Annotated in this window: 14 protein-coding genes; 11 read left to right on the top strand and 3 right to left on the bottom strand. The window is 72.6% G+C overall.

Going from position 1 to position 14,383, the window contains the following annotated elements:
• The first annotated feature begins 2 nt into the window (after positions 1 to 2).
• Genes ACFWXC_RS18355 through ACFWXC_RS18345 form a run of 3 tightly spaced genes read left to right on the top strand, consistent with a single transcriptional unit; the run spans position 3 to position 3,031 of the window.
• A complete protein-coding gene (locus ACFWXC_RS18355) occupies positions 3 to 1,382 on the top strand; it encodes an aldehyde dehydrogenase family protein (RefSeq protein WP_384479830.1) in 1,380 nt (459 codons plus the stop codon).
• Positions 1,379 to 2,170 (top strand): 3-oxoacyl-ACP reductase, encoded by a 792-nt coding sequence (locus ACFWXC_RS18350; RefSeq protein ID WP_384479828.1) that lies wholly within the window; start codon positions 1,379 to 1,381, stop codon positions 2,168 to 2,170. The genes ACFWXC_RS18355 and ACFWXC_RS18350 overlap by 4 nt, the downstream gene beginning before the upstream one ends.
• 39 nt (positions 2,171 to 2,209) lie before the next feature.
• Entirely contained in the window at positions 2,210 to 3,031 is an 822-nt protein-coding gene (locus ACFWXC_RS18345) for a DUF2510 domain-containing protein (protein WP_384480030.1), read from the top strand.
• On the opposite strand, the gene ACFWXC_RS18340 is transcribed toward ACFWXC_RS18345, so the two are convergent.
• On the bottom strand, positions 3,028 to 4,230 hold the full coding sequence (locus ACFWXC_RS18340) for an amino acid deaminase/aldolase (protein WP_384479826.1): 1,203 nt from the start codon (positions 4,228 to 4,230) through the stop codon (positions 3,028 to 3,030). The genes ACFWXC_RS18345 and ACFWXC_RS18340 overlap by 4 nt on opposite strands.
• 1,222 nt (positions 4,231 to 5,452) lie before the next feature.
• Here ACFWXC_RS18340 and ACFWXC_RS18335 point away from each other — a divergent pair.
• On the top strand, positions 5,453 to 6,685 hold the full coding sequence (locus tag ACFWXC_RS18335) for a hypothetical protein (protein ID WP_384479824.1): 1,233 nt from the start codon (positions 5,453 to 5,455) through the stop codon (positions 6,683 to 6,685).
• Positions 6,682 to 7,845 (top strand): type VII secretion-associated serine protease mycosin, encoded by a 1,164-nt coding sequence (mycP, locus tag ACFWXC_RS18330; protein WP_384479823.1) that lies wholly within the window; start codon positions 6,682 to 6,684, stop codon positions 7,843 to 7,845. Before ACFWXC_RS18335 ends, mycP begins: the two co-directional genes overlap by 4 nt.
• Before the next feature lie 138 nt (positions 7,846 to 7,983).
• Here the strand turns inward: mycP and ACFWXC_RS18325 are convergent, their stop codons facing one another.
• Entirely contained in the window at positions 7,984 to 8,985 is a 1,002-nt protein-coding gene (locus ACFWXC_RS18325; RefSeq protein WP_384479821.1) for a serine hydrolase, read from the bottom strand.
• A gap of 150 nt (positions 8,986 to 9,135) precedes the next feature.
• Here ACFWXC_RS18325 and ACFWXC_RS18320 point away from each other — a divergent pair, with 150 nt between their 5' ends.
• Positions 9,136 to 9,867 (top strand): SseB family protein, encoded by a 732-nt coding sequence (locus ACFWXC_RS18320; RefSeq protein WP_384479819.1) that lies wholly within the window; start codon positions 9,136 to 9,138, stop codon positions 9,865 to 9,867.
• Positions 9,868 to 9,870: 3 nt separating this feature from the next.
• Here the strand turns inward: ACFWXC_RS18320 and ACFWXC_RS18315 are convergent, their stop codons facing one another.
• Positions 9,871 to 10,245 (bottom strand): DUF1844 domain-containing protein, encoded by a 375-nt coding sequence (locus ACFWXC_RS18315; RefSeq protein ID WP_351700433.1) that lies wholly within the window; start codon positions 10,243 to 10,245, stop codon positions 9,871 to 9,873.
• Positions 10,246 to 10,645: 400 nt separating this feature from the next.
• Between ACFWXC_RS18315 and infC the strand changes: the two genes are divergently transcribed.
• The 5 genes from infC to ACFWXC_RS18290 all read left to right on the top strand — a co-directional run bounded on the left by infC (position 10,646) and on the right by ACFWXC_RS18290 (position 14,351).
• On the top strand, positions 10,646 to 11,308 hold the full coding sequence (infC, locus tag ACFWXC_RS18310) for a translation initiation factor IF-3 (RefSeq protein WP_384480028.1): 663 nt from the start codon (positions 10,646 to 10,648) through the stop codon (positions 11,306 to 11,308).
• Between the two features lie 134 nt (positions 11,309 to 11,442).
• Positions 11,443 to 11,637 carry a 50S ribosomal protein L35 gene (rpmI, locus tag ACFWXC_RS18305; protein ID WP_384479816.1) on the top strand — a complete coding sequence of 65 codons (195 nt, stop codon included), beginning with the start codon at positions 11,443 to 11,445 and terminating at the stop codon, positions 11,635 to 11,637.
• Between the two features lie 98 nt (positions 11,638 to 11,735).
• A complete protein-coding gene (gene rplT / locus ACFWXC_RS18300; protein WP_018549117.1) occupies positions 11,736 to 12,119 on the top strand; it encodes a 50S ribosomal protein L20 in 384 nt (127 codons plus the stop codon).
• Between the two features lie 178 nt (positions 12,120 to 12,297).
• Positions 12,298 to 13,152, top strand: a complete 855-nt coding sequence (locus tag ACFWXC_RS18295; protein ID WP_384479814.1) for a TrmH family RNA methyltransferase — start codon at positions 12,298 to 12,300, stop codon at positions 13,150 to 13,152.
• 53 nt (positions 13,153 to 13,205) lie between these two features.
• A complete protein-coding gene (locus tag ACFWXC_RS18290) occupies positions 13,206 to 14,351 on the top strand; it encodes an ATP-binding protein (protein WP_384479812.1) in 1,146 nt (381 codons plus the stop codon).
• The last annotated feature ends 32 nt before the right edge of the window (positions 14,352 to 14,383 follow it).

Genomic DNA, 14,383 nt, shown 5'->3' with positions numbered 1-14,383 from the left:
ACTTGTCACACCAGTACGAACTCGACGTCCTCAACCCGGCCACGGAGGAGGTGATCGCGACCGTCCCGGGGGCCGTGGAGCAGGACGTGGACACCGCCGTACGACGGGCCGCCGAGGCCCAGCGGCGGTGGGCCGCGCTCGCGCCCGCCGACCGGGCCCGGCTGCTGCGCCGGTTCGCCGTCGTCGTCGACGACCACCGTGAGGAGCTCGCCCGGCTGGAGGTCCGCGAAGCCGGGCACACCGTCGGCAACGCCCGCTGGGAGGCGGGCAACGTCCGGGACCTGCTCGACTACGCGGCCGGCGGAGTGGAGCGGCTGACCGGGCGCCAGATCCCGGTCCCCGGCGGCCTCGACATCACCCTCCTCGAACCCCTCGGGGTCGTCGGCGTGATCGCCCCCTGGAACTTCCCCATGCCGATCGCGGCCTGGGGGACCGCCCCCGCCCTCGCGGCTGGCAACGCGGTGCTCCTGAAACCCGCCGAGACCACCCCCCTCACCGCGCTCCGCCTCGCCGAACTCGCCCTGGCGGCTGGGCTGCCCGAGCACCTCTTCCAGGTGCTGCCCGGCCGGGGCGACATCGCGGGCGAGGCCCTGGTCCGCCACCCCGGCGTCGCCAAGATCGTGTTCACCGGCTCCACCCGCGTCGGCAAGCGCATCATGGCGCTCTGCGCCGACCAGGTGAAGCGCGTGACCCTCGAACTCGGCGGCAAGAGCCCCAACATCGTCTTCGCCGACGCCGACATCGAGGCCGCCGCGGCCGCCGCCCCCATGTCCTTCCTGGACAACTCCGGGCAGGACTGCTGCGCCCGCACCCGCATCCTCGTCCAACGGCAGGTCCACGACCGTTTCCTGGAACTCCTCGCCCCCGCGATCGAGTCCGTCACCGTCGGCGACCCGGCCGACGAGAAGACCGACATGGGCCCGCTGATCTCCAGGTCCCAGCTGGACCGCGTCCGTTCCTACGTCGACACCGACGCGCCCGGCATCCGGGGCAAGGCCCCCGAGGGCCCCGGCTTCTGGTTCCCGCCGACCGTCCTGACCGGCGTCGACCCGCACGCGCGCGTGGCCGTCGAGGAGGTCTTCGGACCCGTCGCCGCCGTCATCCCCTTCGACGACGAGGCCGACGCGATCCGCATCGCCAACGACACCGACTACGGCCTCTCCGGCTCCCTCTGGACCCGTGACGTCGGCCGCGCACTGCGCGTCTCCCAGGCCGTCAAGGCCGGCAACCTGTCCGTCAACTCCCACTCCAGCGTCCGTTACTGGACCCCCTTCGGCGGCTACAAGCAGTCGGGGATCGGCCGCGAGCTCGGCCCGGACGCGCTCACCGCCTTCACCGAGACCAAGAACGTCTTCATCAGCACGGAGGGCCCCGCACAGTGACCGCTGAGACCCCTGACATCGTCTGCCGCCGACTTGTCGGCCGCACCGCCGTCATCACCGGAGCCGGCAGCGGCATCGGCCTCGCCACCGTACGGCGGCTCGCCTCCGAGGGCGCGCACGTCGTCTGCGGCGACGTCGACGACACCCGCGGCAAGGCCGCCGCCGAGGAGGTCGGCGGACTCTTCGTGAAGGTCGACGTCACCGACGCCGAACAGGTCGAGGCCCTCTTCAAGACGGCCTTCGACACCTACGGCAGCGTCGACATCGCCTTCAACAACGCCGGCATCTCGCCGCCCGACGACGACTCCATCCTGGAGACCGGCCTGGAGGCCTGGAAGCGCGTCCAGGAGGTCAACCTCACCTCCGTCTACCTGTGCTGCAAGGCCGCCATCCCCTACATGCGGCGCCAGGGCAAGGGCTCCATCATCAACACCGCGTCCTTCGTGGCGCGGATGGGCGCGGCGACCTCACAGATCTCGTACACCGCGTCCAAGGGGGGAGTTCTGGCCATGTCCCGCGAACTGGGCGTCCAGTTCGCCCGCGAGGGCATCCGCGTCAACGCCCTCTGCCCGGGACCGGTCAACACCCCGCTTCTGCAGGAGCTGTTCGCCAAGGACCCCGAGCGGGCCGCCCGCCGCCTCGTCCACATCCCGCTGGGCCGGTTCGCCGAGGCCGAGGAGATCGCCGCCGCCGTCGCCTTCCTGGCCAGCGACGACTCCTCGTTCGTCAACGCCAGCGACTTCCTGGTGGACGGCGGGATCTCCGGGGCGTACGTCACACCCCTGTAGGAGCCGCCTCAACTCCCGCTCTACAGTGCGGGAGTGAGCATGACGCCGCCGCCCGGCTGGTACTCCGACCCACAGGCCCCGCACCTGGAGCGCTGGTGGGACGGCAGAACCTGGACCGCGCACCGGCGCACCCCGTCCGGCCTCCCCGCGCCGCCGACCCCGACGGCGGCCGGGGCGTCCGGACGCGCCAAGGCGGTCGCGCTGATATCCGCCGGGGCGGTCCTGGCGACGGCGATCGTCGGCGGCGCCACCGTGCTCCGCACCGACGGGCTGCACGCCGGCACGGACACCGCGATCAACACCGCCCCCACCGGCCCGCCGCCCCCGCCCCTGGTCGTCGACCAGCTCAACGGCATCACCCTGCCGGTCCCGACCGGCTGGACCAGCCCCTCGTACCTCGCCCAGGACGACGTCGTGATGACCACCGACGGCACCTACGACTGCCCGGCCGACACCGGCCGGTGCCGGCACGGCGAGGTCATCAGCCGTACGGCGGGCAGCGCCGACGGCAGCTCCGCGCGGACCGTCGCCGAACGGGACGTACCGGACGCGGCGGAGACGGCCTACGGCCACGATTCCGGCGGCCGGCGGCCCTTCGGCGGCATCCGGTCCCACCAGGTCGTCAAGGCCGGGCGGGTCGCGGTCGCCGGCGGCGACGGATACCTGGTGCGCTGGCGGGTCAGGACGGCCGAGGGACCCGGCGGCTACGTCCAGTCCCTCGCCTTCCCCTCCCGCACCGGCATCCCGGCCCCGGTCGTCGTCCGGTTCGTCTTCGACGCCGGCCCGGACGGACCACCGCTGTCCGACATGGACGAGATCACCAGCGGCATCCGTCCGGTGGACCGGAAGCCGGAGGGTTAGAGGAAGGTGTGACCTTCCCCGCGGTACGTCGGCACCGTCGCCGTCACCCGGTCGCCCTCGACCAGCTGCAGCTCCGCGAACCGCTCGCACAGCTCGCCCGCCTTGGCGTGCCGGAACCACACCTTGTCGCCGATCAGCAGGTCGTCCGCCGCGGAGCCGAGCAGCGGGGTCTGCACCTCGCCGGGGCCCTCCTGAGGGTCGTACGACAGCCCCTGCGGGAGGTACGGCACCGGCAGCCGGTCGGGGCCCGCGGCGCCCGAGGCCGGGTAGCCGCCGCCGAGGACGGTGACGACCCCGACACCGGGCCGCCGGACCACCGGCATGGCGAACAGGGCGGCCGGCCGGCCGGTGAACGACGTGTAGTTGTCGAAGAGCCGGGGCACGTACAGGCCCGACCCGGCCGCTATCTCGGTGACCGCGTCCTCCGCCGCCGTGGTCTGCACACTGCCCGTGCCGCCGCCGTTGACGAACTCCAGGTCCGGCGTCACCGCCCGGACCGCCCGCACCACCGCGGCGCGCCGCTCGGCCAGCTCACGGCGGGCGGTGGCCTGCATCAGCCGGACCGCTCGGGAGCGCAGCGGCCGGCCGGCGACACGGTCCCCGACCCCGGCGATGTGCCCCTCGTACGCCATGATCCCGACCAGCTTGAAGCCCGGCCGCCCGGCCACGGTCCGCGCCAGGTCGGCGAGCTGGGCGGGGGAGTACAGCGGCGAACGCCGGGCCCCGACCCGCACCCGGCCCCCGAGCAGCTTCAGCGAGGTGTCCAACTCCAGGCAGACCCGCACCACTTCGTTCCCGCCGGCGCGGGCCGTGTCGATCAGGTCGAGGTGTGAGGGGTCGTCGATCATCACCGTCACGGCGGCGGCCAGCTTGGGGTCGGCGGCCAGCTCGGCGAACCGGGCCCGGTCGGCGGACGGATAGGCCAGCAGGATGTCCTCGAACCCCGAGCGCGCGAGCCACAGCGACTCCGCGAGCGTGAAGGACATGATCCCGGCGAAACCGTCCTTCGCGAGGACCCGTTCCAGCAGGTGCCGGCAGCGTACGGACTTGCTCGCGACCCGTACCGGCTTGCCGCCGGCCCGGCGCACGAGATCGTCCGCGTTGGCGTCGAAGGCCTCCAGATCGACGATCGCGAGAGGGGCGTCCAGATGGGCGGTGGCCCGGTCGTAACGGGCCCGGTCGGCGGCGCGCGCAGTCATGAACGCAGCCTGCCAGACAGGATTACCGCAGGGTAGGGGGACGATACGGGCAGATACCCCGCGGTCGTGGACTGGTTCCCGTTCGCCCTCGGACAACCCGTAGAGTGACGCGCACGTACGGCGGAACGACCCCGGCCGCCTGACCCGCGCCGGGATGCGGATCCGCGCGTGCGGGTATGCGTGCCCGGGGGCGGACGTCTTTCGCGCCGGGGAGCACGCCGGCCCGTACGCGGAGTTGGCCCGGGCACGAGGAAACGGGGGGCGCATGAGCACGGAAGCGCGGCACGCCCCGATCCCGCGACGCCCTTCGCCCGATCCCGCGCCGACCGCCGACGGCGGGGCCGACGGGGCGGCCGGCCAGGATGCGGCGCCGGGTACCGCCGACGCGAACGGCCGGACCGGCGGCCCGGGGTTCTTCGACCGGCCGAACCGAGTGAACTGGTCGCACGGGTCCGACGTATCCACTGGTAGGGCCGACACCACCGGGCAGGACCAGCTGCCGGGACGGCCCGGCGTGCAGCAGAGTCGTGAGGACCGGACGAGTCGGGGCGGTGCGGTGGCGCAGGGCGAGCAGGGTGCGGGGGACAGGACGGGCGCCCGCCCGACGTCCGCCGAACGCATCACACGCCCCCGCTACCCCGACCTCCGCCCCCCGCAGAGCCCGCCCACCGCGCCCCCACCCCCCGCCTCGGCCCGCTTCCCGGACACCCCACCCACCACCTCCCCCCGGGAAACCGCCCGCACCACACCGCCCGCCACCCCCGCCGGACAGACCGGCCGGCCCGCCACCCCCGCCGGACAGACCGGCCGGCCCGCGTCCCCCGGCCGGGAGACCGGCGGCGTCACACCGACCGCGGCTTCCGGGTGGGAGGGCGGTCGCTCCGGGCCGTCCGTGTCGGCCGGTCGTGAGGACCGCCGGCCCGAATCGTTCGTGTCTCCGGGGCGGGAGGGCGGCGGCGTCACACCGTCCGGTGCCTCCGGGTGGGAGAGCGGCCGGAGTGTGCCGCCCGTGTTTCCGGGCCCGGGGGTCCGCCGGACCGAATCGTCGGTGACGCCCGGAGAGGATCGCCGCAACGAACGGCCGGCGTCTCCCGCAAGGGAGGGCGGTCGCGGTGCGCAGTCCCGGCCGCCGTACGGGCCCGGGCTGTCGGAGCGGCGTCCCGAGTCCGCCGCGGAGTCGACCGCCTCGCTTCGCCCTGTCCGTGCCGCGGAGGAACCGGAGGTGTCGTCGGACGGGCGGACCGGTGCCGCCGGGTCGGCGGCCGCCGGCGAGACGGTCCGGGGCTCCTCCGGCGTGCCGGGGGCCAGGCGGCCCGAGCGGGCGCGCAGTGACTACCCGGCCTCCTTCGGTGCGCCGGAGTCGGGGACCGCCTGGAGCCCGCACATGCGGACGTTCCCGATGCCGACGGCCCCGCCGCGCCCCGCGACGCCTCCGACGGCGGCCCCGCCGCCCCGCCCGGCGAAGCCCCCCAAGCCGGCCACCCCGCCGCTCCCGCCCCGGCCCACGGCACCCCCGGACCCCGGCGTGGCCCCGCCGTCCCATGACACCGCCTCCTCGCCGCAGGGCCCCGGCCCGTTGCCGGACCCCGCGATGTCCTGGACCGCCGCCGCGGGAACTCCCGGCAGCAACCGGCCCGTTGTCACGTTCGGCGAGCCCGAAGGGTACGACGAGCGGGGCTGGGGGCGGTCGTTGGTCAGTCGGGTGGCGCCCCGTACCGCCGCTGCCGCCGCCTGCATGGTGCTCGGCCTGGGCCTCATCGGCGGTGCGGTGACCGGAAGCTGGATCGTCGACGACGACAGCGACGTGGCAGCGGCGAGCAGCTTCAGCGCGGCCGCCGGCATCTGGCACAACGTGCCCGTCGACGAACTCTTCCCGCCCACCGTGCTGGGCACCGGCGCCGGCCCCGGCGGAGCCGACCGCGCCTGGACACGGATCGCCGTCGCCCCCGCCACCGGCTGTGCCGACGCCTTCGACCCGCTGCTGCGCAAGGCGCTCGCCCCCGTCGGCTGCCAGCGCCTGATCCGGGCCACCTACACCGACGCCACCCAGAGCTATGTGACGACCGTGGGGCTGCTGTTCACCAAGGCCGACCCGGCCGCGATGACCGCCCTCGCCAAGCGGTTCAAGGACGAGCACCTGGACCGCCGTACCGACCTGATGCCCCTCCCGTACGCCGCGAAGGGCACCGCCGCCGAGCGGTTCGGCCGACACCAGCGCGCCTCCTGGACGATCTCCGTGCTCACTGACGCCCCGGTCGTCGCCTACGCCGTCTCCGGCTGGGCCGACGGCCGTACCGTCGACACCCCGCAGTCCGCCGCCGACGCGGAGGCGTCCGGCGCCACCACGGCCGCGGCCCAGGCCGGCCTCGGCAACGAGGCCCAGGGCCTGGCCGACCGCATCGAACGGCGACTGCGGCAGACCACCGCAGGCCCGGCAACGGAGAAGCCCTCATGAAGCGCCGCGCAACCGGGGCCGCGGTGAGCCTGCTGCTGGCCGGCTCGCTCGCCCTCCTGCCGTCCACGACCGCCTACGCCGACAGCATCCGCGCCCAGCAGTGGGGCCTGTCCGCCCTGCACCTCGACGAGGCCTGGGGGACCACCAAGGGCAAGGGCGTCACCGTCGCCGTCCTGGACACCGGTGTCGAGGCCGACCACCCCGACCTGGTCGGCAACGTCCTCACCGCCAAGGACATGATCGGCTTCGGCGCCAGGCCCGGTGAGCGCACCTGGGCCCGGCACGGCACCGCCATGGCCGGCATCATCGCCGGTCACGGCCACGGGATCGGCAACGACGAGGGCGTGATGGGGGTCGCCCCGGAAGCCAAGATCCTGCCCGTCCGGGTCATCCTCGAAGACGGCGACAGCGCCCGCGGCAAGGCCCGCTCCACCCGGGGCAACGCCCTCGCCGAGGGCATCCGCTGGGCCGCCGACCACGGCGCCGACGTCATCAATCTCTCCCTCGGCGACGACTCCGACTCCGCGCACCCCGAGCCCAGCGAGGACGAGGCCATCCAGTACGCCCTGAAGAAGGACGTCGTGGTCGTCGCCTCGGCCGGCAACGGCGGCGACAAGGGTGACCACATCTCCTATCCGGCCGCCTACCCGGGCGTCATCGCCGCCACCGCGGTGGACAAGTTCGGCACCCGCGCCGCCTTCTCCACCCGCCGCTGGTACGCCACGGTCAGTGCGCCCGGCGTCGACATCGTCATCGCCGACCCGGACCACAAGTACTACGAGGGGTGGGGCACCAGTGCCGCCTCCGCCTTCGTGTCGGGCGCCGTCGCCCTGATCAAGGCCGCCCGTCCCGGCCTCACCCCGGCCCAGATCAAGAAGCTCCTGGAGGACACGGCCCGCGACGCCCCGTCCGGCGGCCGTGACGACTCCCGGGGCTTCGGCATGATCGACCCGGCGGCGGCGATCAAGGACGCGGCCAAGCTGAAGACGCGGAGCCTGACTTCGGCGTCGTACGGCAAGAAGTACTTCGGCCCGGGCCCGGACACGGCGAAAGAGACGACGAGCGCGACGGACTGGGCGGCCCCCCTGGCCGGCGGCGCGGGCGGCGTGCTGCTGGTGGCGGCGGGAGTGCTGTGGCGCAACCGCCGCAGGACGATCTGATCCCCCCGGACTTTGAAACGCCCTCAGGACAAGCGCCCCCTCAGGGGCGCGGGGCTGTGCCGATGTGCGGCTCCGCCGCGTGGGCGCGACCAGCCCCCCACCGGCCCGCAGCCGCCCACGAACCGCTGAAGCCTCCCCCTACGGCGAAGCCGAAGAAGACTCCGCCAAGGACCCCACCGCCGCTTTAGCCGCCGCCTCCACCAGCGAGATCCCCTTCGCCTGGCTCACCGTCCCGTTGGACAGCACCGCGACCAGATAGTCGGTCCCGCCCACCGTCACCCGCCCGATGCTGTTGACATCCCACAGCTTGGTCGTACTCCGCGCCAGCCACCCGTTCTTCAGCGCGAACTCCGAACCGTCGGCGGCGGCCGAAACCCCCCACCGCTGGTCGGACTCGATCGTCTTCATCAGGCCCTGGAGATACGACCGCGAGGCCTCGCTCAGCTGCGAGTCGTCCCCGAACACCTGCTGGAGCAGGGTGAGCTGGTCCGCCGCCGTGGTCTGGGTCAACCCCCACAACGCCCCGTCGCCGCCCTCGGTGTCCGTCAGCCCGAAGCGCTTGTTCGCCGCGTCCAGGCCCGCCGCCTTGCCGATGACGTCCCACAGCTCCGACGCGGACGTGTTGTCGCTGTTCTCGATCATCTTCGTGGCGTACGCCTTCTCCGTCGCCGTCAGATGCCGCCCCGCGTCCTGCGCCTGGAGCAGCAGCGTCGCCAGGATGTCGACCTTGACGATGCTCGCGGTGTCGAACGCGGCGTCGCCGTAGACCGCGCTGTCACCCGAGTCCAGATCGAGGACGGCCGCCGACACCTTCGCCCCGGACGGCACGGTCACCGTCTCCATCGCCGTGCCCAGCAGCGCGTCCCGGTCCACCGCCGGCTCCGTCACGGGTTCCACCGATGCCTCCCCGCTCGCCGAGGCCGATGAAGAGGAACTGGAAGCAGGGGAAGAGGGCTTCGGCGACGCAGCCGAGGATACGGCGCCGCCGTCGCGGGCGTGCGCCTTCACGTACACGGTCCCCGCCGCGGTGACGCCGAGGACGGCGACCGCGGCGAGGGAGATGTAGAGAAGAGCCCGGCGCCTGGGCCGGGCACGGCGGCGGGTCCGCCGCGATCCTGGGGTGGCTCTGGGGGACTCCATGCCCGCGATGCTCGGGGCGGGGACTGTGCGATCCGTTTGCCGGACGTTAGAAGCAGATCAGGGATATCTGAGAATTCCGTGAAAGCCGTGTCGATCCGGTTTCGGGGGCCGCACAACCGCAGCAGCATCCCCCCGATAGGGTCGGGGACCGTGGCGAACAAGAACATTCCCGACTCCGGCTACTCCGCCGACGACGGCTCCGCCGACCCCCGGCTGGCCGCCGCGCTGGCCGCCTGGGCCGAGGACCGCACGGCGGTGGGACCCGTCCTGGCGGCGCTGAAGGGCGCCCGGCTGCTCGTCCCGGTGGTGGCCGTCCTCGGCGAGGTGGAGGAGGACGGGAACGGGCTGCGCCGCGAGAAGACCAGCGACATGGCCGTGCCGACCCTGAAGGCCGGTCACCGCACCGCCCTGCCCGCCTTCACCTCCACCGAGTCGCTGGCCCGCTGGGACCCGGCGGCGCGGCCCGTCGCCGTACCCCTGCACCAGGCGCTCCAGGCCGCCGTGCACGAGAAGGCGGACACCGTGGTGCTGGACCTGGCGGGGCCGGTGCCGTTCGAACTGACCGGACCGGCGCTGCTCGCGCTCGCGGAGGGGCGGACCACGGTCGATCCGCTCGCCGACCCGGCCGTGATCGAGGCCGTCCGTACGGTGGTGGCCGCCGAGCCCGCCGTACGCCGGGCCCACCTCGGGCCGGGTCAGGCCGACGGCACCCTCGCCCTGGTCCTCGACCCGGCCGCACCGCCCGCCGAGACCGCCCAGGCTCTCGCCGGGCGGCTCGCAGCCGACGAGACACTGCGGGCCCGCCTGGTCCGCGGCCTGGACCTGGCGCTGCTGCCGGCCGGGGCCGTGCCGCCGGGCGAGCCCTTGTACGTGCGGAACTGACCGTCAGCCGTAGACCGGGCCGGTGTACTTCTCGCCGGGGCCCTGTCCGGGCTCGTCGGGGACGATCGAGGCCTCGCGGAAGGCCAGTTGGAGCGACTTCAGGCCGTCCCGTAGCGGGGCCGCGTGGAAGGAGCTGATCTCGGTCGCGGACGCGTCGAGCAGCCCGGCGAGGGCGGTGACCAGCTTGCGGGCCTCGTCCAGGTCCTTGTACTTGTCGCCCTCCTCGGTGAGGCCGAGCTTCACGGCCGCGGCGCTCATCAGGTTGACGGCGACCGTCACGATCACCTCGACCGCGGGGACCTCGGCGATGTCGCGGGTCATCTCGTCGAAGTCGGGCTGACCGGCGTCACCGGTGCCAGGAAGGGGCGTTTCACTCATGACGCACACGATAGGCGCAGCGGGCGCAGGGCTCCGACCAGGCCCCAGGACGCCCCAATTGGTCCTCTCTCGGCTTTGCTGCTAACCTTGTGTGACGACCGGCCGAACAGGTATGCCTCACGGCTCACCGACCCGGCCCACAAGTGGAGGCTTCGAACTCCCACCTGACCGCCCTGCCGGGCGGCGGGTCACCGGTCAGACGGTCGCTTCGCCGCTATGGCGACGGCGTTCCGTCCGATAGTGCGCCCCGCGATCCCCGCGGCGGTGCTCCGGTAGTTCGAGGAGCCCTGCCTGTGATCGTCCGGGGCATTTTTTGTGCTTCGGTGCGGTTAGGTCTTACGAGAAGAGACGTTACGCGGCTGTCCGCCAGACCGTCGCGTGGTGCTACCGAGGAGGATCCATCAGCACCGAGCCCCGCATCAACGACCGGATTCGCGTTCCCGAGGTGCGACTTGTCGGTCCCAGTGGCGAGCAGGTGGGCATCGTCCCCCTGGCCAAGGCACTGGAGCTTGCGCAGGAGTACGACCTCGACCTGGTCGAGGTGGCGGCGAGCGCACGCCCGCCGGTCTGCAAGCTCATGGACTACGGCAAGTTCAAGTACGAGTCGGCCATGAAGGCCCGTGAGGCGCGCAAGAACCAGGCGCACACGGTCATCAAGGAAATGAAGCTCCGGCCGAAGATCGACCCGCACGACTATGACACCAAGAAGGGTCACGTCGTACGGTTCCTCAAGCAGGGCGACAAGGTCAAGATCACGATCATGTTCCGTGGTCGCGAGCAGTCCCGGCCCGAGCTGGGCTACCGACTGCTGCAGCGTCTCGCGGAGGACGTCCAGGACCTCGGTTTCGTGGAGTCGAACCCGAAGCAGGACGGCCGGAACATGATCATGGTTCTCGGTCCGCACAAGAAGAAGACCGAGGCGATGGCCGAGGCCCGGCAGGCGCAGGAAGCCCGCAAGGCCGAAGCGAAGGCCAACCCCGGCAAGTCGCAGAACGCCGCCGAGCTGGATGCCGACGCCGAGATCGAGGCCGAGGCGCCCGCCGAGGAGCCTGCCGAGGCGTGATCCCGGGGCAACCGCCCCAGGTCAGCACCCAGGGGCGAAAGCCTCAGGATGTAACCGATACAAGAGCGACGTTCCACTGTGCCCGGTTTCGCGACCGGGCACCGGAGCGCCATCGACGAGGAGATAACGGCGCTATGCCGAAGAACAAGACGCACAGCGGTGCCAGCAAGCGCTTCAAGGTGACCGGCTCCGGCAAGGTCCTGCGTGAGCGCGCCGGCAAGCGCCACCTGCTCGAGCACAAGTCGTCCCGCGTGACGCGCCGCCTCACCGGCACCGCGCAGATGGCCCCGGGCGACACCGCGAAGATCAAGAAGCTTCTCGGCAAGTGACGCGCGGGCGCCGGCCGGCGCCCTGAAGTCAGATCCGGGACCCAGTCGTTTCCGGGCCGCGTGAGTCCAACCGCGGCCCCGCTACAAGGAGTTAACAAGTGGCACGCGTCAAGCGGGCAGTCAACGCCCACAAGAAGCGCCGGGCGATCCTCGAGGCGGCCTCCGGCTACCGCGGTCAGCGTTCGCGCCTGTACCGCAAGGCCAAGGAGCAGGTCACCCACTCGCTGGTCTACAACTACAACGACCGCAAGAAGCGCAAGGGCGACTTCCGTCAGCTGTGGATCCAGCGCATCAACGCCGCTGCCCGCGCCAACGGCATCACGTACAACCGCTTCATCCAGGGTCTGAAGGCCGCGAACGTCGAGGTCGACCGCAAGATCCTGGCCGAGCTGGCGGTCAACGACGCCGGCGCGTTCGCCGCGCTCGTCGAGGTCGCGCAGAAGGCGCTGCCGGCGGACGTCAACGCGCCGAAGGCCGCGTGACGCTGGCGCTGGCCCTGGCCGACGTGACTTGAGGACCCGCAGGCTTTAGGGCTTGCGGGTCCTGTTGTTGGGGTCCACGGCTTTGTGTTTGGCCGCGGCCTGGTGGGGGCTGGTCGCGCAGTTCCCCGCGCCCCTTCGGGGGCGCTTCTCGATGCGTCTCTTTGAAAGTGACCAGCACATGCCCAGCCCCGAGCTGATCTCCCCCCGTTCCGCGCGTGTCGCCGCCGCCCGGCGGCTTGAGAAGCGGAACTTCCGGGGGAAGGACCGGCTGTTCCTCGCCGAGGGGCCGCAGGCCGTGCGGGAGGCGGCGGGGCATCGGGTCGGTGATCTGCCGACACTCGTCGAGCTGTTCGCGACCGTCGAGGCCGCGGAGCGGTACGCGGACATCGTCGGGGCGGCCCGTGACGTCGGCGCCCGGATCCACCTCGCCTCCGAAGAGGTCATCGCCGACATCTCCACCACCGTCACCCCGCAGGGGCTGGTCGGTGTCTGCCGGTTCCTGGACACCCCGTTCGAGGACATCCTCGCCGCCCGCCCCAAGCTCGTCGCCGTCCTCGCCAACGTCCGCGACCCCGGCAACGCCGGGACCGTGCTGCGGTGTGCCGACGCCGCCGGTGCCGAGGCCGTCGTACTGACCGATGCCTCCGTCGACCTGTACAACCCCAAGGCCGTGCGCGCCTCCGTCGGGTCGCACTTCCATCTGCCCGTCGCCGTCGGCGTGCCCGTCGAGCAGGCCGTCGCCGGGCTGAAGGGCGTCGGCGTGCGGATCCTCGCCGCCGACGGCGCCGGGACCGACGACCTCGACGACGAGCTCGACAAGGGCACCATGGGCGGGCCCACGGCCTGGGTGTTCGGGAACGAGGCCTGGGGGCTCCCGGAGGAGACCCGCGCGCTGGCGGACGCCGTCGTACGCGTTCCGATCCACGGGAAAGCCGAAAGCCTGAACCTCGCCACCGCCGCCGCCGTATGTCTCTACGCAACGGCCCGTGCACAGCGTGCCTCCGGAGGGTGCCGTTCCGTCACCGAGAGCTAGTAGGGTGACCAGCTCGGGGGCCTGCTGCGCCGTCTGAGAGGTGGAGTACGGGGATGAGTGTCGGCACCAGCAACGCGCCGGGCGGCCGCGGCACCGGACGCGTACCCGCACCCCGGCACGGCGACCTCACCGGGCTCGGCATCGACCCCGACGAACTGCCCGACGGCCTGGTGGTCGCCGACGAGCACGGCATCGTCGTCCGCTTCAACGCCGCCGCCGCCCGGATCACCGCCACCGCCCCCGCCGACGCCCTCGGGCAGCGGCTGGAGAAGGCCCTGCCGTTAGAGGACCTGGAGGGCAGGCGCTGGTGGCAGCTCACCGATCCCTACGGCGGCCTCGCCATCCGGGTCGGCCAGCCGGAGCGGAACCTCCTGCTCCCCGGCGGCCGGGAGGTGCTGGTGTCCGCCACCTACGTGCGGTCCGAGCCCACCGGGCCGGTCCGCCGGGTCGTGGTGTCCCTGCGGGACACCGAGGCCCGCCGCCGTACCGAACGCAGTCACGCCGAGCTGATCGCCACCGTCGCCCATGAGCTGCGCTCCCCGCTGACCTCCGTCAAGGGGTTCACCGCCACCCTGCTCGCCAAATGGGAACGGTTCACCGACGACCAGAAGCGGCTGATGCTGGAGACGGTCGACGCGGACGCCGACCGGGTCACCCGGCTCATCGCCGAGCTGCTGGACATCTCCAGGATCGACAGCGGACGCCTTGAACTGCGCCGGCAGCCCGTCGACATAGGCGCGGCCGTCGGGCGGCACATCCAGGCGTACGTCGCCGCCGGGCAGCCCGCCGACCGCTTCCTGCTCCGCATCGAGCAGCCGCTGCCCGCGCTGTGGGCGGACCCCGACAAGGTCGACCAGGTCCTCAGCAACCTCATCGAAAATGCCGTGCGGCACGGCGAGGGAACCGTCACCATTGACGTCACGCCCTCGGCGTCCCCACGCGAAGGGGAAGACCCAGACAACACGGCCACGTCGGTCACCGTGAGCGACGAGGGACCAGGCATCCCGGAGGAGTCCATGAACCGCGTCTTCACCCGCTTCTGGCGGGGCAGCAAGCGCGGTGGCACCGGCCTCGGGCTGTACATCGTCAAGGGCATCGTCGAGGCCCACGGCGGCACCATCACCGTCGGACGCGCCGCGAGCGGCGGCGCCGAGTTCCGATTTACGTTGCCCGTGAGCGCACCGGCGTATCTCACCTGAGATCACAGACACCGTCCGTGATCACGGAGACC

The organism is Streptomyces sp. NPDC058683, assembly GCF_042716195.1.
In the GTDB taxonomy this organism is placed as follows: Bacteria; Actinomycetota; Actinomycetes; order Streptomycetales; family Streptomycetaceae; genus Streptomyces.
Note: the sequence above shows the minus strand (reverse complement) of the source record. Positions and strands in the feature narration are given on the sequence as shown.